This is a genomic window from Escherichia sp. E3659, from assembly GCF_005781135.1.
Classification (GTDB): Bacteria; Pseudomonadota; Gammaproteobacteria; order Enterobacterales; family Enterobacteriaceae; genus Escherichia.
In genome coordinates this window covers 70,582-95,982 of record NZ_VATQ01000042.1, presented here as the reverse complement: position 1 = coordinate 95,982, position 25,401 = coordinate 70,582, and the positions used below count along the sequence as shown (strand labels likewise).

31 protein-coding genes are annotated in these 25,401 nt (G+C 50.7%); 16 read left to right on the top strand and 15 right to left on the bottom strand.

Annotation, left to right across the window (positions count from 1 at the left end; all coding sequences use genetic code 11):
- Window positions 1-64 precede the first annotated feature (64 nt).
- On the top strand, window positions 65-358 hold the full coding sequence (gene yhbY, locus FEK47_RS21960; protein ID WP_001054420.1) for a ribosome assembly RNA-binding protein YhbY: 294 nt from the start codon (window positions 65-67) through the stop codon (window positions 356-358).
- A gap of 155 nt (window positions 359-513) precedes the next feature.
- On the opposite strand, the gene greA is transcribed toward yhbY, so the two are convergent.
- The gene (gene greA / locus FEK47_RS21955) at window positions 514-990 is read right to left on the bottom strand and encodes a transcription elongation factor GreA (RefSeq protein ID WP_064529530.1); all 477 of its coding nucleotides are present in this window, start codon (window positions 988-990) and stop codon (window positions 514-516) included.
- A gap of 247 nt (window positions 991-1,237) precedes the next feature.
- On the opposite strand from greA, the gene dacB reads away from it, so the two are divergent.
- On the top strand, window positions 1,238-2,671 hold the full coding sequence (gene dacB / locus FEK47_RS21950) for a serine-type D-Ala-D-Ala carboxypeptidase (protein WP_130219205.1): 1,434 nt from the start codon (window positions 1,238-1,240) through the stop codon (window positions 2,669-2,671).
- Between the two features lie 190 nt (window positions 2,672-2,861).
- Here dacB and cgtA read toward each other — a convergent pair whose 3' ends face one another.
- The 4 genes from cgtA to rplU form a co-directional block, all read right to left on the bottom strand.
- The gene (gene cgtA / locus FEK47_RS21945) at window positions 2,862-4,034 is read right to left on the bottom strand and encodes an Obg family GTPase CgtA (protein ID WP_000673561.1); all 1,173 of its coding nucleotides are present in this window, start codon (window positions 4,032-4,034) and stop codon (window positions 2,862-2,864) included.
- Window positions 4,035-4,049: 15 nt separating this feature from the next.
- Window positions 4,050-5,015 (bottom strand): DMT family transporter, encoded by a 966-nt coding sequence (locus FEK47_RS21940; protein ID WP_000813037.1) that lies wholly within the window; start codon window positions 5,013-5,015, stop codon window positions 4,050-4,052.
- 125 nt (window positions 5,016-5,140) lie between these two features.
- Entirely contained in the window at window positions 5,141-5,398 is a 258-nt protein-coding gene (gene rpmA, locus FEK47_RS21935; protein WP_000940595.1) for a 50S ribosomal protein L27, read from the bottom strand.
- A 20-nt stretch (window positions 5,399-5,418) separates the two neighbouring features.
- On the bottom strand, window positions 5,419-5,730 hold the full coding sequence (gene rplU / locus FEK47_RS21930; protein WP_000271401.1) for a 50S ribosomal protein L21: 312 nt from the start codon (window positions 5,728-5,730) through the stop codon (window positions 5,419-5,421).
- Window positions 5,731-5,988: 258 nt separating this feature from the next.
- Between rplU and ispB the strand changes: the two genes are divergently transcribed.
- Together ispB and sfsB are read left to right on the top strand one after the other, a co-directional pair.
- Window positions 5,989-6,960 (top strand): octaprenyl diphosphate synthase, encoded by a 972-nt coding sequence (gene ispB / locus FEK47_RS21925; RefSeq protein ID WP_001047336.1) that lies wholly within the window; start codon window positions 5,989-5,991, stop codon window positions 6,958-6,960.
- 226 nt (window positions 6,961-7,186) lie between these two features.
- Window positions 7,187-7,465, top strand: a complete 279-nt coding sequence (sfsB, locus tag FEK47_RS21920) for a DNA-binding transcriptional regulator SfsB (RefSeq protein ID WP_064529526.1) — start codon at window positions 7,187-7,189, stop codon at window positions 7,463-7,465.
- A 47-nt stretch (window positions 7,466-7,512) separates the two neighbouring features.
- Here sfsB and murA read toward each other — a convergent pair whose 3' ends face one another.
- The 7 genes from murA to mlaF form a co-directional block, all read right to left on the bottom strand.
- Window positions 7,513-8,772: a UDP-N-acetylglucosamine 1-carboxyvinyltransferase gene (gene murA / locus FEK47_RS21915; protein WP_130259105.1), complete on the bottom strand. Its 1,260-nt coding sequence runs from the start codon at window positions 8,770-8,772 to the stop codon at window positions 7,513-7,515.
- Window positions 8,773-8,826: 54 nt separating this feature from the next.
- Complete coding sequence (ibaG, locus tag FEK47_RS21910) at window positions 8,827-9,081, bottom strand: BolA family iron metabolism protein IbaG (RefSeq protein ID WP_010379217.1); 255 nt, start codon at window positions 9,079-9,081, stop codon at window positions 8,827-8,829.
- Window positions 9,082-9,240: 159 nt separating this feature from the next.
- Window positions 9,241-9,534, bottom strand: a complete 294-nt coding sequence (mlaB, locus tag FEK47_RS21905) for a lipid asymmetry maintenance protein MlaB (protein WP_130204582.1) — start codon at window positions 9,532-9,534, stop codon at window positions 9,241-9,243.
- Window positions 9,534-10,169 (bottom strand): phospholipid-binding protein MlaC, encoded by a 636-nt coding sequence (mlaC, locus tag FEK47_RS21900; protein WP_135487186.1) that lies wholly within the window; start codon window positions 10,167-10,169, stop codon window positions 9,534-9,536. The genes mlaB and mlaC overlap by 1 nt, the downstream gene beginning before the upstream one ends.
- Window positions 10,170-10,187: 18 nt before the next feature.
- Entirely contained in the window at window positions 10,188-10,739 is a 552-nt protein-coding gene (gene mlaD, locus FEK47_RS21895; RefSeq protein ID WP_130223776.1) for an outer membrane lipid asymmetry maintenance protein MlaD, read from the bottom strand.
- Window positions 10,740-10,743: 4 nt separating this feature from the next.
- Window positions 10,744-11,526 carry a lipid asymmetry maintenance ABC transporter permease subunit MlaE gene (mlaE, locus tag FEK47_RS21890; protein WP_000925792.1) on the bottom strand — a complete coding sequence of 261 codons (783 nt, stop codon included), beginning with the start codon at window positions 11,524-11,526 and terminating at the stop codon, window positions 10,744-10,746.
- A gap of 7 nt (window positions 11,527-11,533) precedes the next feature.
- The gene (gene mlaF / locus FEK47_RS21885; protein ID WP_000438245.1) at window positions 11,534-12,343 is read right to left on the bottom strand and encodes a phospholipid ABC transporter ATP-binding protein MlaF; all 810 of its coding nucleotides are present in this window, start codon (window positions 12,341-12,343) and stop codon (window positions 11,534-11,536) included.
- A 209-nt stretch (window positions 12,344-12,552) separates the two neighbouring features.
- Here mlaF and FEK47_RS21880 point away from each other — a divergent pair, with 209 nt between their 5' ends.
- From FEK47_RS21880 to yrbL, 12 genes are all read left to right on the top strand, one after another.
- Window positions 12,553-13,530, top strand: a complete 978-nt coding sequence (locus FEK47_RS21880; protein ID WP_130219199.1) for a calcium/sodium antiporter — start codon at window positions 12,553-12,555, stop codon at window positions 13,528-13,530.
- Between the two features lie 13 nt (window positions 13,531-13,543).
- Window positions 13,544-14,530, top strand: coding sequence for an arabinose-5-phosphate isomerase KdsD (gene kdsD, locus FEK47_RS21875; RefSeq protein WP_130204572.1), 987 nt, complete (start codon window positions 13,544-13,546; stop codon window positions 14,528-14,530).
- Window positions 14,531-14,550: 20 nt separating this feature from the next.
- Entirely contained in the window at window positions 14,551-15,117 is a 567-nt protein-coding gene (gene kdsC, locus FEK47_RS21870; RefSeq protein ID WP_064529519.1) for a 3-deoxy-manno-octulosonate-8-phosphatase KdsC, read from the top strand.
- Entirely contained in the window at window positions 15,114-15,689 is a 576-nt protein-coding gene (gene lptC / locus FEK47_RS21865; protein WP_064529518.1) for an LPS export ABC transporter periplasmic protein LptC, read from the top strand. The genes kdsC and lptC overlap by 4 nt, the downstream gene beginning before the upstream one ends.
- Entirely contained in the window at window positions 15,658-16,215 is a 558-nt protein-coding gene (gene lptA / locus FEK47_RS21860; protein ID WP_130219197.1) for a lipopolysaccharide ABC transporter substrate-binding protein LptA, read from the top strand. Before lptC ends, lptA begins: the two co-directional genes overlap by 32 nt.
- Window positions 16,216-16,221: 6 nt before the next feature.
- Window positions 16,222-16,947: an LPS export ABC transporter ATP-binding protein gene (gene lptB, locus FEK47_RS21855; protein ID WP_000224099.1), complete on the top strand. Its 726-nt coding sequence runs from the start codon at window positions 16,222-16,224 to the stop codon at window positions 16,945-16,947.
- Window positions 16,948-16,994: 47 nt separating this feature from the next.
- A complete protein-coding gene (rpoN, locus tag FEK47_RS21850) occupies window positions 16,995-18,428 on the top strand; it encodes an RNA polymerase factor sigma-54 (RefSeq protein ID WP_105281056.1) in 1,434 nt (477 codons plus the stop codon).
- A gap of 22 nt (window positions 18,429-18,450) precedes the next feature.
- The gene (gene hpf / locus FEK47_RS21845; RefSeq protein ID WP_001176602.1) at window positions 18,451-18,738 is read left to right on the top strand and encodes a ribosome hibernation promoting factor; all 288 of its coding nucleotides are present in this window, start codon (window positions 18,451-18,453) and stop codon (window positions 18,736-18,738) included.
- 117 nt (window positions 18,739-18,855) lie between these two features.
- Window positions 18,856-19,347 carry a PTS IIA-like nitrogen regulatory protein PtsN gene (ptsN, locus tag FEK47_RS21840; RefSeq protein ID WP_000183677.1) on the top strand — a complete coding sequence of 164 codons (492 nt, stop codon included), beginning with the start codon at window positions 18,856-18,858 and terminating at the stop codon, window positions 19,345-19,347.
- Window positions 19,348-19,392: 45 nt separating this feature from the next.
- Complete coding sequence (rapZ, locus tag FEK47_RS21835; protein ID WP_000243741.1) at window positions 19,393-20,247, top strand: RNase adapter RapZ; 855 nt, start codon at window positions 19,393-19,395, stop codon at window positions 20,245-20,247.
- Complete coding sequence (gene npr, locus FEK47_RS21830) at window positions 20,244-20,516, top strand: PTS phosphocarrier protein NPr (RefSeq protein ID WP_000216792.1); 273 nt, start codon at window positions 20,244-20,246, stop codon at window positions 20,514-20,516. Before rapZ ends, npr begins: the two co-directional genes overlap by 4 nt.
- 222 nt (window positions 20,517-20,738) lie before the next feature.
- Window positions 20,739-21,371: a PhoP regulatory network protein YrbL gene (yrbL, locus tag FEK47_RS21825; RefSeq protein ID WP_135403600.1), complete on the top strand. Its 633-nt coding sequence runs from the start codon at window positions 20,739-20,741 to the stop codon at window positions 21,369-21,371.
- On the opposite strand, the gene mtgA is transcribed toward yrbL, so the two are convergent.
- The 3 genes from mtgA to arcB all read right to left on the bottom strand — a co-directional run bounded on the left by mtgA (window position 21,368) and on the right by arcB (window position 25,312).
- Window positions 21,368-22,096 carry a monofunctional biosynthetic peptidoglycan transglycosylase gene (gene mtgA, locus FEK47_RS21820; RefSeq protein WP_135487185.1) on the bottom strand — a complete coding sequence of 243 codons (729 nt, stop codon included), beginning with the start codon at window positions 22,094-22,096 and terminating at the stop codon, window positions 21,368-21,370. The two genes, yrbL and mtgA, sit on opposite strands and share 4 nt — an antisense overlap.
- Window positions 22,093-22,746, bottom strand: a complete 654-nt coding sequence (gene elbB / locus FEK47_RS21815) for an isoprenoid biosynthesis glyoxalase ElbB (protein WP_135487184.1) — start codon at window positions 22,744-22,746, stop codon at window positions 22,093-22,095. The genes mtgA and elbB overlap by 4 nt, the downstream gene beginning before the upstream one ends.
- Window positions 22,747-22,975: 229 nt before the next feature.
- The gene (arcB, locus tag FEK47_RS21810) at window positions 22,976-25,312 is read right to left on the bottom strand and encodes an aerobic respiration two-component sensor histidine kinase ArcB (RefSeq protein WP_138183372.1); all 2,337 of its coding nucleotides are present in this window, start codon (window positions 25,310-25,312) and stop codon (window positions 22,976-22,978) included.
- Window positions 25,313-25,401 lie beyond the last annotated feature (89 nt).

The following is a 25,401-nucleotide window of genomic DNA, read 5'->3' as shown; positions in this document are numbered from 1 at the left end:
GCGATATATGGGAGATGGCGGTAGAATGACCCGTTTTCAATCCCAACGTAAGCAAAAAAATACGATGAATCTGAGTACTAAACAAAAACAGCACCTGAAAGGTCTGGCACATCCGCTCAAGCCAGTTGTTCTGCTTGGCAGTAATGGTTTGACCGAAGGGGTGCTGGCCGAGATTGAACAAGCGTTAGAGCACCATGAACTCATCAAGGTGAAAATCGCCACTGAAGATCGCGAAACTAAAACCTTGATCGTGGAAGCTATCGTGCGCGAAACCGGCGCCTGTAATGTACAGGTCATCGGTAAAACGCTGGTGCTTTATCGTCCAACTAAAGAACGTAAAATCTCGCTGCCACGCTAAGATTATCCTAAAGTTACACACATTTGCTGTGTAAAACGAGGGATTTTCCGCAAGCAGGAGAGCAAAATGCCACGCTCTGTTCGTTGATAAAAGGCCGCATAGCGGCCTTTTTCCTTTCTTTACAATACATCAACATTTTGAGTATTGGGTAATTCTTACAGGTATTCCACCTTAATTACTTCAAATTCTACATCGCCGCCCGGCGTTTTGATGACCACGACATCATCTTCTTCTTTGCCAATCAGGCCACGAGCAATAGGCGAGTTTACAGAAATCAGGTTTTGTTTAAAGTCAGCTTCGTCATCGCCTACGATGCGATAGGTCTGTTCTTCATCAGAATCCAGATTCAAAACCGTCACGGTAGCGCCAAAAATCACGCGACCATTGTTTGGCATTTTGGTGACATCAATTACCTGCGCGTTCGACAGCTTGGCTTCGATGTCTTTGATACGGCCTTCGCAGAAGCCCTGCTGTTCACGCGCTGCGTGGTATTCGGCGTTTTCTTTCAGGTCGCCATGCTCACGCGCTTCCGCGATAGCAGCAATGATTTCAGGACGGCGCACAGATTTCAGAAAATCCAGCTCTTCGCGTAATTTTTCAGCGCCGCGTAAGGTCATCGGAATAGCTTGCATTTGTTATACCTCTTGAATATTCCTGATGGGGAGAGTCTCCACTCGCCCCGGCTGTTCGGCATGCCCGGCACAACTCCTCGTCGGGGCCAGAAGCAAAAAAATACCGACCCGGGAACAGGTCCCAGGCCAGCAATAATTCACATTTTGATAGTCATTTTACCCTGAAGTTCCCGAAGGGTCATCGTTTACTTTATAGGGCGTTGCGCCGTAGTATGACGGCTCGATTCCAGGTTGTTAGCGCGAGATTATGCGATTTTCCAGATTTATCATCGGATTGACCAGCTGTATAGCGTTCAGTGTTCAGGCCGCGAATGTAGATGAGTACATTACTCAACTCCCCGCTGGCGCCAACCTTGCCCTGATGGTGCAAAAAGTCGGCGCGTCTGCCCCCGCTATTGATTACCATAGTCAGCAAATGGCGCTGCCCGCCAGTACGCAGAAGGTGATCACTGCGCTGGCGGCGTTGATTCAACTTGGCCCCGATTTTCGTTTTACCACGACGCTTGAAACCAAAGGCAATGTGGAAAACGGCGTACTCAAGGGTGACTTAGTGGCGCGATTTGGTGCCGATCCGACGTTAAAACGTCAGGATATTCGTAATATGGTGGCGACCCTGAAAAAATCAGGCGTCTCCCAAATCGAGGGCAATGTGTTCATAGACACGTCCATTTTTGCCAGTCACGATAAAGCCCCCGGCTGGCCCTGGAACGATATGACACAATGCTTTAGCGCCCCGCCTGCCGCCGCCATTGTTGACCGCAATTGCTTTTCCGTCTCGCTCTACAGTGCCCAAAAACCCGGTGATATGGCCTTTGTTCGCGTGGCCTCTTATTACCCTGTAACGATGTTCAGCCAGGTACGCACTCTCCCCCGTGGCTCAGCCGAAGCGCAATATTGCGAGCTGGATGTGGTGCCAGGCGACCTTAACCGCTTTACGTTAACCGGATGCCTACCACAACGTTCAGAGCCGCTCCCGTTGGCTTTTGCCGTACAGGATGGCGCCAGCTACGCCGGAGCGATTCTGAAAGATGAGTTAAAACAGGCAGGCATTACTTATTCCGGCACGCTACTGCGACAAACGCAGGTTAACGACCCAGGAACGGTGGTTGCCAGTAAACAGTCGGCCCCTTTGCACGATCTGCTTAAGATTATGCTGAAAAAGTCCGACAACATGATCGCCGATACCGTCTTTCGCATGATTGGTCATGCGCGCTTTAATGTCCCTGGGACATGGCGGGCCGGGTCGGACGCCGTGCGTCAGATCCTGCGTAAGCAGGCGGGTGTGGATATTGGCAACACGATTATTGCAGATGGTTCAGGGCTTTCACGGCATAACCTGATTGCACCAGCCACCATGATGCAGGTGCTGCAATACATTGCCCAACACGACAATGAGCTTAACTTTATCTCAATGCTACCTTTGGCAGGCTACGATGGTTCGTTGCAGTACCGTGCAGGTCTGCATCAAGCGGGAGTAGATGGTAAAGTTTCAGCGAAAACAGGTTCGTTGCAGGGCGTGTATAACCTGGCAGGATTCATCACCACAGCAAGTGGGCAACGAATGGCGTTCGTACAATATCTTTCTGGTTACGCAGTAGAACCCGCGGATCAGCGTAATCGCCGTATTCCGTTGGTACGTTTTGAAAGCCGTTTGTATAAAGATATTTACCAGAACAATTAGTCAAAAAGAAACCCCGGCACATGGCCGGGGTTTCAGATTATTGACAAAGCGCGCTTTGTTTATGCCGGATGCGGCGTGAATGCCTTATCCGGCCTACAAAATCGTGCAAATTCAATATATTGCAATCATCTTGTAGGCCTGACCTGATAAGTGTAGCGCATCAGGCTTATTTGGCGTTTGTCATCAGTGATTAACGCTTGTAAATGAACTCAACGCCTTCTTCGTCGTCTTCGTCCCAATCGTCATCCCAGTCTTCATCATCCTCTTCAGCAATCTCTTCAAGCTGCTGGCGGTGATAATCATCCCACATGAATTCGACTTTCTCTGGCTGTTTCGCTTCTTCTGCCTGCACGACCGGGTTTTCAATGATAAAGGTCATCACATCCCAGCAGAGATCTTTCACGCCCAGTCCGCTCGCCGCAGAGATCAGATAATATTTATCTTCCCAGCCCAGCGCCTCAGCGATCGCTTTCGCTTTCTCTTCAGCTTCTGCTTTATCCAGCAGGTCGATCTTGTTGAAGACTAACCAGCGTGGTTTCGCCGCCAGATCCTGGCTGTATTTTTCCAGCTCGCTGATAATAATACGCGCATTTTCAACCGGATCGGTGCCGTCAATCGGATCGATATCGATGAGGTGCAACAGGACGCGGCAACGTTCCAGGTGTTTCAGGAAGCGAATGCCCAGACCTGCGCCTTCCGCAGCGCCTTCAATCAACCCCGGGATATCAGCAACAACGAAGCTCTTCTCGTTGTCCATACGTACCACGCCCAGGCTTGGTACGAGCGTAGTAAACGGATAATCAGCCACTTTCGGTTTAGCCGCCGAGACAGCGCGGATAAATGTCGATTTACCGGCATTTGGCATCCCCAGCATACCGACATCAGCCAGCAGCATCAGCTCCAGCAGCAGCTCGCGCTTATCGCCCGGCGTACCGTTGGTTTTCTGCCGTGGTGTACGGTTAACGGACGATTTGAAACGGGTATTGCCCAGACCGTGCCAGCCGCCCTTGGCAACCAGCAGACGCTGACCGTGTTTGGTCATATCGCCCATGGTTTCACCGGTACCCTGGTCGATTACACGCGTACCTACCGGCACTTTAATCGTCACGTCTTTACCGCGCTTACCGGTACAATCGCGGCTTGCGCCGTTTTGACCGCGCTCTGCACGGAAAGATTTTTCAAAACGATAATCGATAAGCGTGTTCAGGTTCTCGTCGGCTTCCATCCATACGTCACCACCGTCACCGCCGTCGCCGCCATCCGGGCCGCCTTTCGGAATATACTTTTCGCGGCGGAAGCTCACGCAACCATTACCGCCATCACCTGCAACGACCAGAATCGATGCTTCATCAACAAACTTCATTTTATTCTCCGTAAATCATTCGCCTGCGCGGGGTTGCGATACCACCGTTGTATGCTTACGTAATCCGCCCCAAATACGATGACCAATGGCGGAATACATCGCGCCCGCAACCACGACAAACGCACCGAGATAACCTAAAAGGTTTAACATCGGTCTGGCGAAGAAATCGGGCCAGGCCAGTGATAAAAGATCTGAAAAAAACAGCGTAAACAGTGGGGTGAGCGTGATGATCGCACTCACCTGCGCTGCCTGCCAGCGAGCCATCGCTTCCGCCAGGGCGCCATATCCTACCAAGGTATTCAGTCCGCAAAAAATTAAACATGCGAGCTGCCAGTGGCTAAGCTGCGCTATCACTCCAGGCTTTGCCAGAGGGAAGAGCGCAATTGTACATAAAGTGTACAGTAAAAACAGGATCTGCGGTGAGGCCAGCCGACGCAATAAAACCTTTTGCGCCACGCCATAACTCACCCAAACCGTCGCCGCACCGACCCCAAAGATAACTCCCCAGGTGTAATCGGTGAGCTTTGTAAATATCTCGACCAGACTGGTGTTAAAAAACATCACCAGGCCGCTCAGGAGCATCAATGCCCCTACAACCTGAGTGCTGCGCATTTTCTCTTTCAGGATAAATACGCTGGCAACCATCATGCCAACTGGCGAGAGTTGCCCAATCACCTGCGAAGCGGTCGGACTCAGGTATTGCAAGGATGAGCTGAACAGGATGAAGTTCCCAAACAGCCCAGCGGTCGCCACTGCCAACAAAATCAACCAGCGTGGCTTACGAAACACGCGTAATGGCGGCAACCTCTTCTTCACCGCAAGAATGGCACCAAGACCAATACTCGCCATCAAGAAACGGTAAAACACGATTGTCGGAGGCTCCATCACCTCCAGCACCTGCTTCATTGCGATTGGCAACGCCCCCCAGCAAATTGCTGTGGTGAGCGCCAAAAGAATGCCAATGCCTGCCTGCTGCTTCATACCGTATTCCCTGCAAAGCGCATTTGCGGATTAACGCCGCACCATGCGCATTTTACCGGTTATCGAATGTAAAAAGCCCCGCAACGTGTTGCGGGGCTTTCATCCGTTACCGGGACGCGAAAAACTTATTCAGCTTCGATGCTGATAAATTTACGGTTTTTCGGGCCTTTAACTTCGAATTTCACTTTACCGTCTGCTTTAGCAAACAGAGTGTGGTCACGACCGCAACCTACGTTAGCGCCAGCGTGGAATTTGGTACCACGTTGACGAACGATGATGCTACCCGCCAGAACGGATTCGCCACCGAAACGCTTAACGCCCAGGCGTTTAGCTTCTGAATCGCGACCGTTACGTGTGGAGCCGCCAGCCTTTTTATGTGCCATTTGAAATCTCTCCTCAGGTCTTAGGCGCTGATGCCAGTAATTTTCACATCAGTGAACCACTGACGATGGCCCTGCTGCTTACGATAGTGTTTACGACGGCGAAACTTAACGATTTTAACTTTCTCGCCACGACCGTGAGCAACAACTTCAGCTTTGATTACGCCGCCATCAACGAAAGGAACGCCGATTTTGACTTCTTCACCGTTTGCGATCATCAGCACTTCAGCGAACTCAACAGTTTCGCCAGTTGCGATGTCCAGCTTTTCCAGGCGAACGGTCTGACCTTCGCTTACTCGGTGTTGTTTACCACCACTTTGGAAAACCGCGTACATATAAAACTCCGCTTCCGCGCACACCTTTTCAATGATTCAGAGTGCGCTATAAATATTCACAATAGGGCGCGAATATTACGCAAAACGCACGCCTTTGACAAGTGCTACAGTCAATACACGAAGAAAAAAAACACAACTTGTACGGTAACGTTTATCTGTGCCATTTTTTCAGTACAATCACTCTATATTCCTAACCATAAACCCTAAGTTGCCTCTGTTCACAGTAAGGTAATCGGGGCGAAAAGCCCGGCTTTTGCGATGAATTTAGAAAAAATCAATGAGTTAACCGCGCAAGATATGGCGGGTGTTAATGCAGCAATTCTCGAGCAGCTTAATTCCGACGTCCAACTGATCAATCAGTTAGGCTATTACATCGTCAGCGGCGGCGGTAAACGTATTCGTCCGATGATTGCTGTACTGGCTGCACGAGCTGTTGGCTATGAGGGGAATGCACATGTCACCATTGCTGCCCTAATTGAGTTTATCCACACGGCGACTCTGCTACATGACGACGTTGTGGATGAATCAGATATGCGCCGAGGCAAAGCTACCGCCAACGCCGCTTTCGGTAACGCTGCCAGCGTGCTGGTAGGCGATTTTATTTATACCCGTGCGTTCCAGATGATGACCAGCCTCGGCTCGCTCAAAGTGCTGGAAGTGATGTCAGAAGCCGTAAACGTCATCGCGGAAGGTGAAGTTCTGCAACTGATGAACGTTAACGACCCGGACATCACCGAAGAGAACTACATGCGTGTTATTTACAGCAAAACCGCACGTCTGTTCGAAGCTGCTGCTCAGTGTTCCGGTATTCTGGCAGGCTGTACGCCGGAAGAGGAAAAAGGTCTGCAGGATTATGGTCGTTACCTCGGCACCGCTTTCCAGCTGATCGACGATTTACTCGATTACAATGCCGATGGCGAACAGTTAGGTAAAAACGTCGGCGACGATCTGAACGAAGGTAAACCGACGCTGCCGCTGCTGCATGCGATGCATCATGGCACACCAGAACAGGCTCAGATGATCCGTACCGCCATCGAACAAGGGAACGGTCGACATCTTCTGGAACCGGTTCTGGAAGCAATGAACGCTTGCGGCTCTCTGGAATGGACGCGTCAGCGTGCAGAAGAAGAAGCAGACAAAGCTATTGCTGCGTTGCAAGTGTTGCCGGATACCCCGTGGCGAGAGGCGTTAATTGGCCTCGCACACATCGCTGTTCAACGCGATCGTTAATCCCTTCCTGTTATCCCGCGCACTGCGCGGGATAATTCCAGTAAACTCCCAAAAATCCTCAATCAATCGCAAAACCGTCTGAAATACAGATGGCTCATCTTGATATATTCTGAATATTCACACTCTTTACAGGAACTTTTTAGAGCAATACGTCATCAGGAGTATAGTGATTCCTGGCAGAACGCATGTTCTGAATGAAAGCGACCAACTTAAGGAGTGAGGAAAGATGGAGAATAATTTCATTGACTGGCATCCCGCCGATATCATTGCGGGTTTGCGGAAAAGAGGAACGTCAATGGCGGCGGAATCTCGCAGAAATGGTTTGAGTTCCTCGACACTGGCGAATGCATTATCGCGTCCCTGGCCGAAAGGAGAGATGATTATTGCGAAAGCATTAGGAACTGATCCCTGGGTTATCTGGCCATCACGCTATCATGACCCGCTGACCCATGAGTTTATCGACAGATCGCAGTTGATGCGCAGCTACACCAAACCGCAAAAATGAGTAGCCTGGCGGTAGCCCCGCGAACGGGGCTGCCAGCTATCAGACGATTACTCGCCTTTCACACGCTCAATGTTAGCACCAAGCGCGCGAAGTTTGTCTTCAATGCGCTCGTAGCCACGATCGATGTGATAAATACGATCAACAACCGTAGTACCTTCTGCAATGCAGCCAGCCAGCACCAGACTTGCTGAAGCACGCAGATCGGTTGCCATTACCTGTGCGCCGGAAAGTTTTTCAACACCGTGACAAATTACGGTATTGCTTTCAATTTCGGCATGCGCGCCCATACGGCTTAGCTCAGGTACGTGCATAAAGCGGTTTTCAAAGACCGTTTCGGTGATAAATCCGGTTCCTTCTGCCACCAGGTTCAGCAGCGTGAACTGGGCCTGCATATCGGTCGGGAACGCCGGATGCGGCGCAGTACGTACGTTAACGGCCTTCGGACGTTTGCCGTGCATATCCAGACTAATCCAGTCTTCACCCACTTCAATGTCCGCCCCGGCGTCACGCAGTTTCGCCAGCACAGCGTCAAGGGTATCTGGCTGAGCGTTACGGCAGATGATTTTGCCGCGAGAGATCGCCGCAGCAACCAGGAAAGTACCGGTTTCAATTCGATCCGGCAGGACGCGGTAAACGCCGCCACCTAAACGTTCTACCCCTTCGATGACAATACGATCGGTACCCTGGCCGCTAATTTTCGCGCCCAGCGTAACCAGGAAGTTCGCGGTATCGACGATTTCCGGTTCACGCGCCGCGTTTTCAATAATTGTGGTGCCTTCCGCCAGGGTTGCAGCACACATAATGGTCACGGTTGCACCAACACTGACTTTATCCATTACGATGTGCGCGCCTTTCAGACGGCCATCGACGGAAGCTTTAACGTAACCTTCTTCCAGTTTGATGGTCGCGCCTAATTGCTCAAGGCCGGAAATATGTAAATCAACCGGACGAGCACCAATCGTACAACCACCAGGCAAAGAAACCTGCCCCTGACCAAAACGAGCCACCAGCGGCCCAAGCGCCCAGATAGAGGCACGCATGGTTTTAACCAGATCGTAAGGCGCGCAGAAGACATTAACGTCACGGGCATCGATATGCACAGAACCATTACGTTCTACTTTGGCGCCAAGCTGGCTAAGCAGCTTCATTGATGTATCGACGTCTTTCAGTTTCGGGACGTTCTGGATCTCCACCGGGTCTTCCGCCAGCAGTGCAGCGAAAAGGATAGGCAGAGCAGCATTTTTAGCGCCGGAAATTGTGACTTCGCCCTGGAGCTTCGTTGGCCCCTGAACACGAAATTTATCCATTTAGTATGTTCTCAGTTAACAATTCATATCCGCTACCGGCGTATCGCCCATAGCTCAAAAGCCGTTCAGTTTGCGATCACGCGCCCACTCCGCAGGGGTATACGCTTTGATCGACACAGCATGAATGCGGTTATCCGCAATATATTCCATCAGCGGACCGTAAACCGTCTGCTGTTTTTTAACCCGGCTCATGCCATCAAACATCTCACCCACGGCAATAACCTGAAAGTGGCTGCCATCGCCGGAAACGTGGACTTCCTGGAGGGAAAGAGCGTTCATCAGCACGCTCTGAATTTCATTATTTTCCATGGGATCTTCATTCATCAGTTAATAAACCAGCGAAACATCTTAGAGCAAAGTTGCGCTGTCATAAATAAGCAAAAAGCCTTGCTGATTAATCAGACAAGGCTCGACTTACTGGTAGGTTTGCCGGACTGACGGGTAACGCCTTATCCAGCCTGAAAAAAATTAACGAGGCAGGACATCAGACGGCAAATTATACAATTTTGCCAGGGTATACACCTTGTCGTTTACCCCCTGAAGCGTCACGCTGTTGCCTTGCTTTTTCGCCAGATCGATCAGATGGAGCAGCAACGCCAGTCCACCCGTATCAACGCGGGACACTCGACTAAGATCGATGCGGGTAATCCCCCTCACCGCTTCGTCACGCATTTCCCACAGCGGCAGCAGAACGTCCTGATCCAGCTCTCCGGTCAATACCAGGGTGTCACCCGTCTGCATCCAGCTCAGTGACTCGCTCATTATTTTTTCTCTTCCAGGGTGATTTTCTGTTGAGAAATAGACTTCAGTTGTGCGGTCAGACCATCGATGCCTTTCGTGCGCAGTAAAGTCCCCCACTCATTTTGTTTCGTGGTGATCATGCTGACGCCTTCGGCAATCATGTCATAAGCCTGCCACCTACCAGTCTGAGAGTTTTTACGCCACTGGAAATCGAGACGTACCGGTGGACGGCCATTCGGGTCAATAATGGTAACGCGGATAGGCACAATGGTTTTATCACCCAACGGCTGTTCTGGCGCAATCTGATAGGTCTGACCGTGATACATCGCCAGCGCCTGACCGTAAGCCTGCTTCAGATACTCATGGAAAGCGGCAAAGTAGGCTTCACGCTGGGCTGGGGTCGCGCTTTTGTAGTACTGACCCAGTACCAGCGCACCGGCGTATTTTATCTGTACGTACGGAAGCAGTTCCTGATCGACGATGGTACGCAGGTAATCCGGATTAGCCCGAATTTGCGATTGTTCATTCTTCAGGCGATCGAACGTTTTCTGTGCCGCCTCGTCCATCAGCTTATACGGATTGGTCTGATCTGCCGCGGTTGCCGCACTCAGCGGTGCAATCATTAGCAAAGCGACCATCATTAAACGTTTAAACATGCGTCGGTTCTCCTGAAATTATTTCGTTGTACCCACAGGTTCAGTGGTTTCATTATTACCTGGCGCAGCGGCTGGCGCATCGCCACTATTCTTATTGTCATCACCTTTACTGCCGTAAAGGAACTGACCAATGAGATCTTCCAGAACCATCGCAGATTTGGTGTCCTGAATCGTATCCCCCTCTTTCAGAATAGCAGTCCCTAGTTCCGGGTCTTCAAAACCGACGTTTAATGCCAGATATTGTTCTCCAAGCAAACCGGAAGTACGAATGCTCAACGAACTGGTATCAGGAATGTGGTTATAACGTTGTTCAATTTCCAGCGTCACGCGCGGTAGATAGGTTTTTGGGTCCAGCGTAATATCTGCAACCCGGCCTACGACAACACCACCAATACTGACCGGAGAGCGCGCTTTCAGGCCGCCGATATTATCGAACGTCGCATAAAGCGTGTAGGTCGGTTCAGTTCGCATTGACGTCACGTTTGCCGCTTTCAGGCAAACAAACAGCGCCGCCAGCAGTGCTGCTAATAAAAAGATACCCACCCAAATTTCATTTTTTTTCGTTTGCATGAACTCAATTCCCAAACATCAATGCGGTCAGCACAAAATCCAGCCCCAGAACGGCCAGAGACGAGTGGACAACGGTACGAGTGGTTGCCCGGCTAATCCCGGCAGAGGTCGGGATGGCGTCATAACCGTTAAACAGCGAAATCCACGTCACCGTAATAGCGAACACCACGCTCTTAATCAGACAGTTGACCAGATCCATACGCCAGTCGACGGCGTTTTGCATTGCCGACCAGAAGAACCCACTATCAATGCCTTTCCAACTGACGCCAACCAGCGATCCGCCCCAGATCCCCACGGCGACGAAAATTATCGTCAGCAGCGGTAGTGAAATTACCCCAGCCCAGAAACGTGGAGAAATGACGCGGCGCAGTGGGTCCACGGCCATCATCTCCATGCTGGAGAGCTGCTCTGTGGCGCGCATCAAACCGATTTCCGCAGTTAACGCCGAACCGGCACGTCCGGCAAACAGCAGTGCTGCGACCACCGGCCCCAGTTCGCGCAGTAGCGATAAGGCCACCAGCATCCCCAGACTGGTTTCCGCACTATAAGTGGTCAGCACCAGATAACCTTGCAGACCCAGCACCATTCCGATGAACACGCCAGAAACCACAATAATCAGCATCGACAGGACGCCGACATTATAGAGCTGACGCACCAACAGCGGCGCATGTTTGCGAAATTCCGGTTTGCCGACCAGCGCATTGAATAACATTAACCCGGCCCGCCCGAACGTTCTCAGGGTTTTAATCCCTTTATGTCCGAGCGACGCCAGCGCATTTAACAGCATGAGTGGCTTAACTCCCTGGTAAAAGATCAGCGTGATAATCGCCGGCAGGATAGCGGAACGGAACTGGTCCGTCAGCAATCCCGTCCAGAAACTGACGTACGCGAGGATCAGGATTCGCCTGCAACGCCTGGGCGCTACCGTGAGCGACAATCTTTTTGTCTGCCAGGATCCAGGCGTGATCCGCAATACTTAAGACTTCCGGCACATCGTGAGAAACCACCACACAGGTTACGCCCAGCGCGCTGTTCAGCTCGGAAATCAGCTTCACCAGGACGCCCATAGTGATGGGATCTTGCCCAACAAACGGCTCATCAAACATGATGAGATCCGGCTCCAGCGCAATTGCACGCGCCAGTGCCGCACGACGCGCCATCCCGCCTGAAAGCTCCGATGGCATAAGTTTAGCCGCTCCGCGCAGCCCCACGGCTTCCAGCTTCATCATCACCGTACTATGCAACAATGGCGCGGGAAGTTGGGTATGTTCACGCAGTGGATAGGCGACGTTGTCAAAAACGTTCATATCGGTGAACAGCGCTCCGGACTGAAACAACATGCTCATCCGTTTACGCACGGTATACAGGCGCGAACGAGACATCGCCGGAATATTTTCGCCATCAAAAAGGATCTCGCCGTGATCTGGCGCGATTTGCCCACCAATCAGACGGAGTAGCGTCGTTTTACCGATGCCTGATGGCCCCATAATCGCCGTGATCTTCCCTCGCGGCACGGTCAGGGAAATATTATCGAAGATGCAGCGATTGCCACGCGTAAAACTGACATCGCGCATATCGACTAAATTCGCCACAGACTGCTCCATAATTCACCCTTTGTCTTGCGTTGATTTTCTAAGCATGGCGCTCAATTTAACCTTGAACCCAACATATTTACAGAATATTACCCGCCGCGGTTAGCGAAAGCTGGCATTTGTTTTACTTTTTAGCCGCATAAAGTCAAAATTAAGAATTCATTACGGCTTTCTGAAAATCTTCAGCGGACCGGCGAGTATACCTGAAGAAAGGACGTTAGATGCTTTTAGCTACGGCACTGTTAATTGTTGGTTTACTTTTGGTCGTTTACAGTGCCGACCGTCTGGTATTTGCCGCCTCTATTCTTTGCCGTACTTTTGGCATCCCACCGCTGATCATCGGCATGACGGTGGTCAGTATTGGTACGTCACTTCCAGAAATAATCGTTTCGCTTGCCGCGTCGCTGCATGAACAACGAGATTTAGCCGTCGGCACAGCACTCGGCTCAAACATAATCAATATTTTACTGATCCTCGGTCTGGCAGCGCTGGTGCGCCCTTTTACCGTCCATTCCGATGTTCTGCGCCGTGAATTACCATTAATGTTATTAGTCAGTGTGGTGGCCGGTTCCGTACTCTATGACGGACAACTTGGTCGCAGCGATGGTATCTTTCTCCTCTTTCTGGCTGTGCTATGGCTGCTGTTCATTGTTAAACTTGCACGTCAGGCAGAACGTCAGGGGACTGACAGCCTGACCAGAGAACAGCTTGCAGAGCTACCGCGCGAAGGCGGTTTACCTGTCGCGTTTTTATGGCTCGGCATTGCATTGATTATCATGCCGGTAGCAACGCGGATGGTGATTGACAACGCCACCGTACTGGCGAATTACTTTGCCATCAGCGAGTTGACTATTGGTCTGACGGCAATCGCTATCGGCACTAGTCTGCCGGAACTGGCAACCGCGATAGCAGGTTTTCGCAAAGGTGAAAACGACATTGCTGTCGGTAATATCATTGGCGCAAACATTTTTAATATTGTCATCGTGCTGGGTTTACCCGCGCTGATAACGCCCGGGGAGGTTAACCCACTGGCGTACAGCCGTGACTGCAGCGTGATGCTGTTGGTCAGTATTATTTTTGCGTTGCTATGCTGGCGACGCTCCCGGCAATCTGGCCGTGGCATTGGGGTATTATTAACAGGCGGATTTGTCGTATGGCTGGCGATGTTGTACTGGTTATCGCCAATACTCGTTGAATAACTGGAAACGCATTATGTCGCACGTAGAGTTGCAACCGGGTTTTGACTTTCAGCAAGCAGGTAAAGAAGTCCTGGCGATTGAACGTGAATGCCTGGCAGAGCTTGATCAATACATCAATCAGAATTTCACGCTCGCCTGTGAAAAGATGTTCTGGTGTAAAGGTAAAGTCGTGGTCATGGGAATGGGTAAATCGGGACACATTGGGCGCAAAATGGCAGCAACCTTTGCCAGCACCGGTACTCCGTCATTTTTCGTCCATCCCGGTGAGGCCGCACATGGCGATTTAGGCATGGTCACCCCGCAGGACGTGGTCATTGCGATTTCTAACTCAGGTGAATCCAGCGAAATCACGGCCTTAATCCCGGTACTCAAACGCCTGCATGTACCGTTAATTTGCATCACCGGTCGTCCGGAGAGCAGCATGGCACGCGCAGCAGACGTGCATCTGTGTGTTAAAGTAGCAAAAGAAGCTTGTCCGTTAGGGCTGGCGCCAACCAGCAGTACTACCGCGACGCTGGTCATGGGAGATGCGCTCGCCGTCGCCTTGTTGAAAGCGCGCGGCTTTACCGCCGAAGATTTTGCACTTTCGCATCCAGGCGGCGCACTTGGTCGTAAACTTCTGCTTCGCGTCAGCGATATTATGCATACGGGCGACGAGATCCCGCATGTCAAGAAAACGGCCAGCCTGCGCGATGCGCTGCTGGAAGTCACCCGCAAAAATCTTGGTATGACCGTCATTTGCGATGACAATATGATGATTGAAGGCATCTTTACCGACGGTGATTTACGCCGTGTCTTCGATATGGGCGTGGATGTCCGTCAGTTAGGTATTGCCGATGTGATGACGCCGGGGGGAATTCGTGTACGTCCTGGCATTCTGGCCGTTGAGGCGCTGAACTTAATGCAGTCCCGCCATATCACTTCCGTAATGGTTGCCGATGGCGACCATTTACTCGGTGTGTTACATATGCACGATTTATTGCGTGCTGGCGTAGTGTAAAGATTCAAGGATAAACAACAATGAGTAAAGCAGGTGCGTCGCTTGCGACCTGTTACGGCCCTGTTAGCGCCGATGTGATGGCAAAAGCAGAGAACATTCGTCTGCTGATCCTCGACGTTGATGGCGTATTGTCAGATGGTCTGATTTATATGGGTAACAATGGCGAAGAGCTGAAAGCGTTCAATGTTCGTGACGGTTACGGTATCCGCTGTGCGCTCACCTCTGATATTGAAGTCGCCATCATTACTGGACGAAAGGCTAAACTGGTAGAAGATCGGTGTGCAACGTTAGGGATCACTCATCTGTATCAGGGGCAATCAAACAAGCTTATCGCCTTTGGCGATCTGCTGGAAAAACTGGCGATTGCGCCAGAAAACGTGGCTTACGTTGGTGATGATCTTATCGACTGGCCAGTGATGGAAAAAGTGGGCTTAAGCGTGGCCGTAGCCGATGCGCATCCGCTATTGATTCCGCGCGCTGATTACGTGACGCGCATTGCTGGCGGTCGTGGCGCGGTTCGTGAAGTTTGCGACTTATTACTTCTGGCGCAGGGCAAACTGGATGAAGCCAAAGGGCAATCGATATGAGTAAAGCCAGACGTTGGGTTATCATTGTGCTATCACTGGCGGTTCTGGTGATGATCGGCGTTAACATGACCGAGAAAGACGATACCGCCCAGGTGGTCGTCAACAACAATGATCCAACCTATAAAAGCGAGCATACGGACACGCTCGTCTATAACCCAGAAGGAGCCCTAAGCTATCGATTGATTGCTCAACACGTTGAATATTATTCCGATCAGGCCGTTTCGTGGTTTACGCAACCCGTACTTACCACGTTTGATAAGGATAAAATCCCGACATGGTCGGTTAAAGCAGATAAAGCCAAGCTAACCAATGACCGGATGCTCTATTTATATGGACACGTTGAAGTCAACGCACTCGTGCCGGACTCTCAACTTCGCAGAATCACGACGGATAACGCGCAGATCAATCTGGTGACGCAGGATGTTACCTCTGAAGACCTCGTCACGTTATACGGAACAACATTTAACTCCAGCGGTCTGAAAATGCGCGGCAACTTACGCAGCAAGAATGCCGAGCTGATTGAAAAGGTTAGAACATCCTATGAAATTCAAAACAAACAAACTCAGCCTTAATCTTGTGCTTGCCAGCTCACTTCTGGCCGCCAGCATTCCGGCATTTGCCGTTACCGGAGATACTGACCAACCGATCCACATTGAGTCGGACCAGCAATCTCTTGATATGCAAGGCAACGTGGTTACCTTTACCGGTAATGTCGTCGTGACTCAAGGCACCATTAAAATTAATGCCGATAAAGTGGTCGTTACCCGTCCGGGCGGCGAACAAGGTAAAGAGGTGATTGACGGCTACGGTAAACCGGCAACGTTCTACCAGATGCAGGACAACGGTAAACCCGTTGAAGGTCACGCTTCCCAGATGCACTACGAACTGGCAAAAGATTTTGTCGTTCTGACGGGTAATGCTTATCTGCAGCAGGTCGATAGCAACATTAAGGGCGATAAGATCACTTACCTGGTGAAAGAGCAGAAAATGCAGGCTTTCAGTGACAAAGGTAAGCGTGTGACCACCGTTCTGGTGCCGTCACAGTTGCAGGACAAAAACAACAAAGGCCAGACCCCGGCGCAGAAGAAGGGTAATTAATTCGTTATGGCAACTTTAACTGCAAAGAACCTTGCAAAAGCCTATAAAGGCCGCCGCGTGGTGGAAGACGTCAGCCTGACCGTCAACTCCGGGGAGATTGTCGGTCTGCTGGGGCCAAACGGTGCCGGTAAGACAACCACTTTCTACATGGTCGTTGGCATTGTGCCGCGCGATGCGGGCAACATTATTATTGATGACGACGATATCAGCCTGCTGCCGCTGCATGCGCGTGCGCGTCGCGGTATCGGCTATTTGCCGCAGGAAGCCTCTATTTTCCGTCGCCTCAGCGTTTACGATAACCTGATGGCGGTACTGCAAATTCGTGACGACTTATCCGCTGAACAGCGTGAAGATCGCGCGAACGAGCTGATGGAAGAGTTCCACATTGAGCATTTACGCGACAGCATGGGGCAATCGCTCTCCGGTGGTGAACGCCGTCGTGTAGAAATTGCGCGCGCACTGGCTGCGAATCCGAAATTTATCCTCCTCGATGAACCATTTGCCGGGGTTGACCCGATCTCGGTTATCGACATCAAACGTATCATTGAACACCTGCGCGACAGCGGCCTGGGCGTGCTTATCACCGACCATAACGTGCGTGAAACGCTGGCTGTTTGTGAACGCGCTTATATCGTCAGTCAGGGGCATTTAATCGCTCATGGCACGCCGACAGAAATCTTACAAGATGAACATGTTAAGCGTGTATACCTTGGGGAAGACTTCAGACTCTGATAGGGTAGAAGTTTGCGACGTTTTAGCAGGAGAGTACGATTCTGAACATGAAGCAAGGTTTGCAACTCAGGCTTAGCCAACAACTGGCAATGACGCCTCAGCTACAACAGGCGATTCGTCTGTTGCAGTTGTCCACGCTGGAACTTCAGCAGGAGCTACAGCAGGCGCTGGAAAGTAATCCATTGCTTGAGCAAATCGACACTCATGATGAAATCGACACTCACGAAACGCCAGACAGCGAAACGCTGGATACCGCTGACGCGCTCGAACAAAAAGAGATGCCGGAAGAGCTGCCGCTCGATGCCAGTTGGGATACCATCTACACCGCCGGTACGCCATCAGGCACCAGCGGTGACTACATCGACGACGAGCTGCCGGTCTATCAGGGCGAAACGACGCAGACCTTGCAGGATTATCTGATGTGGCAGGTCGAGCTGACACCGTTTTCCGACACTGACCGCGCTATCGCCACCTCCATCGTCGATGCCGTTGATGACACCGGTTATCTGACCGTCCCGCTGGAAGATATTCTCGAAAGTATGGGCGATGAAGAGATCGACATCGATGAAGTTGAAGCAGTTCTGAAACGCATCCAGCGTTTTGATCCGGTCGGTGTGGCGGCGAAAGATCTGCGTGACTGTCTGCTGATCCAACTTTCCCAATTCGATAAAACCACGCCGTGGCTGGAAGAAGCTCGACTGATCATTAGCGATCATCTCGATCTGCTGGCCAATCACGACTTTCGCTCATTAATGCGCGTCACGCGTCTGAAAGAAGATGTGCTGAAAGAAGCCGTCAATCTGATCCAGTCACTCGATCCACGTCCTGGCCAGTCGATCCAGACCGGTGAACCGGAATATGTCATCCCTGATGTGTTGGTGCGTAAACATAATGGCCAGTGGACGGTTGAACTGAACAGCGACAGTATTCCACGTCTGCAAATCAACCAGCATTACGCCTCAATGTGCAATAACGCACGTAACGATGGCGACAGTCAGTTTATCCGCAGCAATCTGCAGGATGCTAAATGGTTGATTAAGAGCCTGGAAAGCCGTAACGATACGCTGCTGCGCGTCAGTCGCTGTATTGTTGAACAACAGCAAGCCTTCTTTGAGCAAGGCGAAGAATATATGAAACCGATGGTGCTGGCTGATATCGCCCAGGCCGTCGAGATGCATGAATCGACGATATCTCGCGTGACCACGCAAAAGTACCTGCATAGTCCACGAGGCATTTTTGAACTGAAGTATTTCTTTTCCAGTCACGTCAATACCGAAGGGGGTGGCGAAGCCTCTTCCACGGCGATTCGTGCACTGGTGAAGAAATTAATCGCGGCGGAAAACCCAGCGAAACCGTTGAGCGACAGCAAGTTAACCTCTTTGTTGTCAGAACAAGGTATCATGGTGGCACGCCGCACTGTTGCGAAGTACCGAGAGTCTTTATCCATTCCGCCGTCAAACCAGCGTAAACAGCTCGTTTGACCCAACCGATAAGGAAGACACTATGCAGCTCAACATTACCGGAAATAACGTCGAGATCACCGAGGCCCTGCGCGAATTTGTCACCTCAAAGTTTGCCAAACTTGAGCAATATTTTGACCGAATCAACCAGGTTTATGTTGTTCTGAAAGTGGAGAAAGTCACCCACACCTCAGATGCAACACTGCATGTTAACGGTGGCGAAATTCATGCCAGCGCGGAAGGTCAGGACATGTACGCCGCCATTGATGGCTTAATTGATAAGTTGGCACGTCAGCTAACCAAGCATAAAGATAAATTGAAACAACACTAATTGTCCGGGCAATTAGCAAGTGCATGGCGGCCTGTTGTATGGCACAACAGGCCATTTGTACGGTTAATGCTCCGAATCTGCCCCACTGTTTGAGTGGGCAGATTCTTAGGTGAAATTATGACAAATAATGATACAACTCTACAGCTTAGCAGTGTTCTTAACAGGGAATGTACGCGAAGCCGCGTCCACTGTCAGAGCAAAAAACGCGCCCTGGAAATCATCAGCGAACTGGCGGCAAAACAACTTAGCCTGCCGCCGCAGGTGGTTTTTGAAGCTATTCTGACGCGGGAAAAAATGGGCAGTACCGGTATTGGTAATGGCATTGCCATTCCGCACGGCAAACTGGAAGAAGATACCCTACGCGCGGTTGGCGTTTTCGTTCAGCTAGAAACACCCATTGCTTTTGATGCCATCGATAACCAGCCGGTAGACTTACTTTTTGCCCTGTTGGTACCCGCAGACCAAACCAAAACGCACCTGCACACTCTTTCGCTGGTCGCGAAACGTCTGGCGGACAAAACTATCTGCCGCCGTTTACGTGCAGCCCAGAGCGATGAAGAGCTGTATCAAATCATTACGGATACCGAAGGTACTCCGGATGAAACGTAGTTATTCTGTAATGTCTCTTTTAGACGTTGTGAGGAGAAACAGTACATGGTACTGATGATCGTCAGCGGACGTTCAGGGTCAGGCAAATCTGTCGCCCTGCGGGCGCTGGAAGATATGGGTTTTTACTGCGTGGATAACCTTCCCGTAGTGCTGTTACCCGATCTGGCTCGGACTCTGGCCGATCGCGAGATTTCTGCCGCCGTCAGCATTGATGTCCGCAATATGCCAGAGTCGCCAGAAATATTCGAACAGGCGATGAGCAATCTGCCTGATGCTTTCTCACCGCAACTCCTGTTTCTCGATGCCGATCGTAACACGCTGATTCGTCGTTACAGCGATACGCGCCGCCTGCATCCGCTTTCCAGCAAAAACCTGTCGCTGGAAAGTGCTATCGACAAAGAAAGCGATCTGCTGGAACCGCTACGTTCACGGGCGGATCTGATTGTCGATACGTCTGAAATGTCCGTTCATGAACTGGCAGAAATGCTGCGTACCCGCCTGCTGGGTAAACGCGAGCGTGAACTGACAATGGTCTTTGAATCCTTCGGCTTCAAGCACGGTATTCCTATCGACGCGGATTACGTCTTTGACGTACGTTTCCTGCCGAACCCACACTGGGATCCGAAACTGCGTCCGATGACGGGCCTTGATAAACCTGTCGCCGCATTCCTCGATAGGCACACAGAAGTACACAATTTTATCTACCAGACGCGTAGCTATCTTGAGCTATGGTTACCTATGCTGGAAACCAACAACCGTAGCTACCTGACGGTCGCCATTGGTTGTACTGGCGGGAAACACCGTTCGGTGTATATTGCAGAACAGTTGGCTGACTACTTCCGCTCACGCGGTAAAAACGTCCAGTCACGCCATCGCACGCTGGAAAAACGTAAACCATGACCGTCAAACAAACTGTCGAAATCACTAACAAGCTGGGCATGCATGCCCGGCCTGCTATGAAACTGTTTGAATTAATGCAGGGTTTTGACGCCGAAGTGCTTTTACGTAATGACGAAGGCACCGAGGCTGAAGCCAACAGCGTTATTGCGCTGTTGATGCTGGATTCTGCCAAAGGACGACAGATTGAAGTCGAAGCGACCGGTCCGCAGGAAGTTGAGGCGCTGGCCGCCGTCATCGCCCTCTTTAACTCAGGTTTTGACGAAGATTAATCTTCGTCATTCCGACACTTAATTCCCCCAGACACGCCCCTTCCGCCCTAACGTACGAAAAAAGCACAACCCACAAATATCCCCATTTCTCGCAAATTGTACATTTCGTGCGCTTTTCTGTAAGTATAAAACCTTAAGAAAACCTTAAAAAAGCTTGTTTAGGTTTTGTTTAAGTTAAGCCCTCATACTGGAGACAGTCAGAAAATACCTCCAGGAGATGGCATGATTCGCTTATCTGAACAAAGTCCCCTGGGCACCGGAAGACATCGAAAATGTTATGCGCATCCGGAAGATGCCCAACGCTGTATTAAAATTGTCTACCACCGTGGCGACGGTGGTGATAAAGAGATCCGCCGTGAGTTAAAGTACTATGCGCATCTTGGTCGTCGTTTGAAAGACTGGAGCGGTATTCCGCGCTATCACGGTACGGTTGAGACTGATTGCGGAACCGGTTATGTCTACGATGTCATTGCCGATTTTGATGGCAAACCGTCTATTACACTGAGCGAGTTTGCTAAACAATGCCATTACGAAGAAGATATCGCGCAACTGCGTCAGTTATTGAAACAGTTAAAGCGTTATTTGCAGAATAACCACATCGTGACGATGTCGCTGAAGCCGCAGAATATCCTCTGCCACCGCATCAGTGAGTCAGAAATTATCCCTGTCGTCTGTGACAACATTGGTGAAAGCACGTTGATTCCACTGGCGACCTGGTCGAAGTGGTGTTGTCTGCGTAAGCAAGAGCGGTTGTGGCGACGTTTTATCACTCAACCAGCGTTAGCTGTTGCTCTGCAAAAAGAGGCACAACCGCGTGACAGCAAAAAGCTCGCCCTCTCCTCGCGCGAAGCCTAATACAGCTGGTGTTGTTGCATAAACGACTCACCGCCTAACTGATGCATTTGCTGCAAAATCCACGCCTGACGGCTACGCACGTAGCCCGAAGGTGCAGTAACTTTGAAACGAAGTGGATTGGGTAATACAGCCGCCAGTAACGCTGCTTCCGAACGGGTAAGTTTGCTGGCGGATTTATGGAAATAACGCTGTGCCGCAGCCTCGACGCCAAACACACCGTCGCCAAATTCGGCGACATTCAGGTAAACCGCCAGGATGCGCTTTTTGCTCCAGACCGTTTCTATCCCCAGTGTTAATCCGGCTTCCAGCCCTTTTCTTACCCAGCTTCGCCCATCCCACAAAAAGAGATTTTTGGCTGTCTGCTGCGAAATTGTTGATGCGCCGCGAATGCGGTTTTCATTGCGCTCGTTGTGCGCCAGGGCTTTCTCAATGGAAGCGACATCAAAACCCCAGTGCTCGGGAAATTTCTGATCTTCTGCGGCAATCACCGCCAGCCCCATCCACGGCGAGATTTGATCCATACTGACCCAGTCAGAATGCGCCACGTAACGAAAGTTGCCATGCAGCCAGGCACTTAGCTGACGCTCGGCCATCACCGCAGAGAACGGGACTGGCGCTATACTAAACAGCGCTATACCCCCGCCCCAGAGCACAACGAGGACAATCAGTAACCGCAGAATGAAACGGCGAACGAAACCGAACGCCGTTATGCGGCGTTTGCTCATTCCGCCAGAACCAGTACGCGGGAAACCAGCTTATCAATGCCACTTGCTGCTTCCGCAATGTTCTGTGCCAACATATACGCAGGCGTGGTGACAATCTTATTGTCTTCATCAACGACAATATCATCTACCGGACATGGCACATGCTCCGCGCCCATCTCTTCCAGCACTTCTGCGGTATCGATATCAGTACCGATAGTCAAACGCAGCGGAAAATTGAAGATTTTCGGCAACATTGCCGGTGCAATACACATAAAGCCAAGCGGTTTTCCGGCCTGATGCATTGCCAGCGCCAGCGCCTTTAATTCACGATCTACGCTGCATTCACTGCCAAGATTAGCAAAATTGCTTAAATTCTTTGCCGCGCCAAATCCACCCGGCACAATTAACGCATCAAGTTCGGCGGCATCAGCCTGTGCCAGAGGACGGATCTCACCACGCGTAATACGCGCCGCTTCAATCAACACATTGCGCGTTTCCGCCATTGCTTCACCGGTTAAATGGTTAATGACATCAACCTGCTGCTTATCTGGAGCAAAACAAACTGCCTGCGCGCCGCTGCGAGATATCGCTAATAACGTCAATACCGCTTCATGAATTTCAGAACCGTCATAGACGCCGCATCCGCTCAGAACTACGCCAATTTTCTTCATTGTGATCATCCTTTCGCAATTGACTGAAACACATTAATTTTTTTAATAAAAACGCTACGCATCACACATTTAACTGATTCATGTAACAAATCATTTAAGATTTGCTATCTTAACTGCATGCGGCCTGAAAAACAGTGCTGTGCCTTTGTTACTTATCATAAAAAATTACGGCGCAGCCAAGATTTCCCTGGTGTTGGCGCAGTATTCGCGCACCCCGGTCTAGCCGGGGTCATTTTTTAGCGGCTTTTGCCACCCACGCTTTCAGCACTTCTACGTCGTGACGCCACTCTTCTTTCATCTCTTCAATCCATTCACCTACGTTATCTTCCCACGCAGGAAGATCGGGAGACTGAATTTGCTGCCCCAGCTGTTGTAGATGGCGTAACCCCACTGAACCCGCTGCGCCTTTAATTTTATGTCCTTCCTCAACGATGCCTTTTTTGTCCTGTGCCGTCAGGTTCGACTCCAGTACGCTGACATAGCCCGGCATCATCTTCTCAAACACGGCCAACCCGTCGGTAATCAGCTTCGGTCCTACAAGTTCGAGATACTGTTCCAGCATGGGAATATCGAGCAATGCTTCTGATTTATCACTCTCTTCTGTCGTCACCGTGCTCTCCTCATCATCCTGGGTATCCCAGAATTTCTTGATCATCGCGGTTAGCGCCGGAACAGAAAGCGGCTTACTCAGCACATCATCCATTCCAGCATTGAGGTACTCTTGTTTGTCTTTCAGCACGTTGGCGGTTAAGGCCACCAGCGGTGGTAAATCTTCACGCGGATAACGCTTCGTCAGTTCGCGAGATATATCCAGCCCGGTCATATCTGGTAACTGAATATCCAGCAATACAAGGTCGTATTCGCCCGGCTTAAACATCTCCAGTGCTGCCTTACCAGACATCGCCACATCAACGCTGTTGCCCAGTTTTTCCAGCACCGAACGGGCAACGATGACGTTCAGCTCAATGTCTTCTACCAACAGCACATTCAGCGCCGGTAAAGGCATATCATCTTCATCAAACGCGTCATCCACTTCTTCCGCCACCGACGGCGCGTGGATCGTCAGGGTAAAGGTCGAGCCTTTACCTTGTTCGCTGGTGACTGTGATATCACCGCCCATATTTTTCGCCAGTCGACGAGAAACCGCCAGGCCAATACCCGTACCGGTTGCAGGTTTGCCACCATGGCTGTCTTTCACCTGGTAATACATGGCGAAAATTTTATCCAGTTCATTCTGTGGAATACCGATGCCGGAGTCTTCCACTTCAAAATGCAGCATGTCACCTTCGTCATAACGTACGCGAACAGTCACCAGGCCCTTCTGGGTAAATTTCACAGCGTTACTGATTAAGTTCCACAGGATCTGGCGTAAGCGAGTCCCGTCGGTAATCACCTGATGCGGCAACGGCAGTGTTGGTTCAAGAACAAAGCGCAAACCTTTTTGTTGCGCCTGCAGTGCGGAGAGGTTTTCCAGATCGGCCAGGAAGCTGGTGAAATCAACCGGCTGGTTATCGAGCTGAACTTTACGTCGCTCCATCTTATCCATATCAATAATATCGTTGAAGATATTCCCCAAAGTGATGGCGGAAACATGGATAGTTTTGAGATATTTTTCCTGCTCGGCGGTGAGCTCTGTATCCAGCAGAATTCGGCTTAAGCCGACGATACCGTTCAGCGGCGTACGCAACTCATGACTGATGGTGGAGATAAAGGTTGTTTTGTCGCGGCTGGCGCGTTCTAGCGCATCCTGATAACGCTTACGCTCGGTAATGTCGCGGCCGAACCCCATCAAGCCGTGGCGTTTACCCACGCGGTCGTAGTACGGCACTTTACGGATTTCAAAGCAGGCTTTGCGTCCATCCGGATAATCCAGCCACTGTTCATAGGTCAGTGACACATTATGACGGAACACCTTCTCGTCGGTTTCAATGACTTTCGCTGCGGCTTCCGGCGAGTAAACGTCCGCAGGTTTCAAATGCACCAACTGTTTTTCGCTTTTCCCGGTCAGCAGTTCCATCGCACGGTTACAGCCGGAAAACTCTTTATCTTCGTTACGGTAAAAAACCAGATCGGGTGAAGCATCAAGGAAGGAACGTAAGAACGAAGATTGTTGTTCGAGTTGAATTTGCGTCTCTTCGCGCTCTTTGATTTCAATTTTCAGCTGACCGAAGGTTTCCTGCAGTTCTGCTTCTGCTTTTTCACGAACGGCGATTTCCTGATTTAGCTGGGCAATATTATCTTTTAACTGAACGTTGAGGCTCAAATCGCGCTCGCGCATCTCCTCCAGTTTTTGCACCAGCCGTGACAGGCGTTGCCGTGACTCCTCGAGTTGCTCAACGACTACCGAAAGAAAGTAGACCGCCCATGGCGTAATCAACAAACCAAAGAAAATAGAGCGGATAACATCAATGCTTTCGACCTGACCATGCAGCACCATGGTTACCGCCATTTGTACCACAATGGCAAGAACGACGAGGGCCAGCGCCAGCAACATTGAGAAGCGCACCAGACCTAACTTCATCATCAGGTCAACATAGTACTGCGCCAGCAGACGAATTTGCTTCATTAGGGGATTCCTTCACGACAACCTGCCCCAATAATACCCAATTCTGGCAGTTACGTTATAAATTGTGTGAGAAATGCGGAATTCCCCTC

What these genes read in the sequence shown, in the direction of transcription:
- yhbY (WP_001054420.1), top strand. Translation starts at nt 65, where the DNA reads ATGAATCTGAGTACTAAACAAAAACAGCACCTGAAAGGTCTGGCACAT.
- greA (WP_064529530.1), bottom strand. Translation starts at nt 990, where the DNA reads ATGCAAGCTATTCCGATGACCTTACGCGGCGCTGAAAAATTACGCGAA.
- dacB (WP_130219205.1), top strand. Translation starts at nt 1,238, where the DNA reads ATGCGATTTTCCAGATTTATCATCGGATTGACCAGCTGTATAGCGTTC.
- cgtA (WP_000673561.1), bottom strand. Translation starts at nt 4,034, where the DNA reads ATGAAGTTTGTTGATGAAGCATCGATTCTGGTCGTTGCAGGTGATGGC.
- FEK47_RS21940 (WP_000813037.1), bottom strand. Translation starts at nt 5,015, where the DNA reads ATGAAGCAGCAGGCAGGCATTGGCATTCTTTTGGCGCTCACCACAGCA.
- rpmA (WP_000940595.1), bottom strand. Translation starts at nt 5,398, where the DNA reads ATGGCACATAAAAAGGCTGGCGGCTCCACACGTAACGGTCGCGATTCA.
- rplU (WP_000271401.1), bottom strand. Translation starts at nt 5,730, where the DNA reads ATGTACGCGGTTTTCCAAAGTGGTGGTAAACAACACCGAGTAAGCGAA.
- ispB (WP_001047336.1), top strand. Translation starts at nt 5,989, where the DNA reads ATGAATTTAGAAAAAATCAATGAGTTAACCGCGCAAGATATGGCGGGT.
- sfsB (WP_064529526.1), top strand. Translation starts at nt 7,187, where the DNA reads ATGGAGAATAATTTCATTGACTGGCATCCCGCCGATATCATTGCGGGT.
- murA (WP_130259105.1), bottom strand. Translation starts at nt 8,772, where the DNA reads ATGGATAAATTTCGTGTTCAGGGGCCAACGAAGCTCCAGGGCGAAGTC.
- ibaG (WP_010379217.1), bottom strand. Translation starts at nt 9,081, where the DNA reads ATGGAAAATAATGAAATTCAGAGCGTGCTGATGAACGCTCTTTCCCTC.
- mlaB (WP_130204582.1), bottom strand. Translation starts at nt 9,534, where the DNA reads ATGAGCGAGTCACTGAGCTGGATGCAGACGGGTGACACCCTGGTATTG.
- mlaC (WP_135487186.1), bottom strand. Translation starts at nt 10,169, where the DNA reads ATGTTTAAACGTTTAATGATGGTCGCTTTGCTAATGATTGCACCGCTG.
- mlaD (WP_130223776.1), bottom strand. Translation starts at nt 10,739, where the DNA reads ATGCAAACGAAAAAAAATGAAATTTGGGTGGGTATCTTTTTATTAGCA.
- mlaE (WP_000925792.1), bottom strand. Translation starts at nt 11,526, where the DNA reads ATGCTGTTAAATGCGCTGGCGTCGCTCGGACATAAAGGGATTAAAACC.
- mlaF (WP_000438245.1), bottom strand. Translation starts at nt 12,343, where the DNA reads ATGGAGCAGTCTGTGGCGAATTTAGTCGATATGCGCGATGTCAGTTTT.
- FEK47_RS21880 (WP_130219199.1), top strand. Translation starts at nt 12,553, where the DNA reads ATGCTTTTAGCTACGGCACTGTTAATTGTTGGTTTACTTTTGGTCGTT.
- kdsD (WP_130204572.1), top strand. Translation starts at nt 13,544, where the DNA reads ATGTCGCACGTAGAGTTGCAACCGGGTTTTGACTTTCAGCAAGCAGGT.
- kdsC (WP_064529519.1), top strand. Translation starts at nt 14,551, where the DNA reads ATGAGTAAAGCAGGTGCGTCGCTTGCGACCTGTTACGGCCCTGTTAGC.
- lptC (WP_064529518.1), top strand. Translation starts at nt 15,114, where the DNA reads ATGAGTAAAGCCAGACGTTGGGTTATCATTGTGCTATCACTGGCGGTT.
- lptA (WP_130219197.1), top strand. Translation starts at nt 15,658, where the DNA reads ATGAAATTCAAAACAAACAAACTCAGCCTTAATCTTGTGCTTGCCAGC.
- lptB (WP_000224099.1), top strand. Translation starts at nt 16,222, where the DNA reads ATGGCAACTTTAACTGCAAAGAACCTTGCAAAAGCCTATAAAGGCCGC.
- rpoN (WP_105281056.1), top strand. Translation starts at nt 16,995, where the DNA reads ATGAAGCAAGGTTTGCAACTCAGGCTTAGCCAACAACTGGCAATGACG.
- hpf (WP_001176602.1), top strand. Translation starts at nt 18,451, where the DNA reads ATGCAGCTCAACATTACCGGAAATAACGTCGAGATCACCGAGGCCCTG.
- ptsN (WP_000183677.1), top strand. Translation starts at nt 18,856, where the DNA reads ATGACAAATAATGATACAACTCTACAGCTTAGCAGTGTTCTTAACAGG.
- rapZ (WP_000243741.1), top strand. Translation starts at nt 19,393, where the DNA reads ATGGTACTGATGATCGTCAGCGGACGTTCAGGGTCAGGCAAATCTGTC.
- npr (WP_000216792.1), top strand. Translation starts at nt 20,244, where the DNA reads ATGACCGTCAAACAAACTGTCGAAATCACTAACAAGCTGGGCATGCAT.
- yrbL (WP_135403600.1), top strand. Translation starts at nt 20,739, where the DNA reads ATGATTCGCTTATCTGAACAAAGTCCCCTGGGCACCGGAAGACATCGA.
- mtgA (WP_135487185.1), bottom strand. Translation starts at nt 22,096, where the DNA reads ATGAGCAAACGCCGCATAACGGCGTTCGGTTTCGTTCGCCGTTTCATT.
- elbB (WP_135487184.1), bottom strand. Translation starts at nt 22,746, where the DNA reads ATGAAGAAAATTGGCGTAGTTCTGAGCGGATGCGGCGTCTATGACGGT.
- arcB (WP_138183372.1), bottom strand. Translation starts at nt 25,312, where the DNA reads ATGAAGCAAATTCGTCTGCTGGCGCAGTACTATGTTGACCTGATGATG.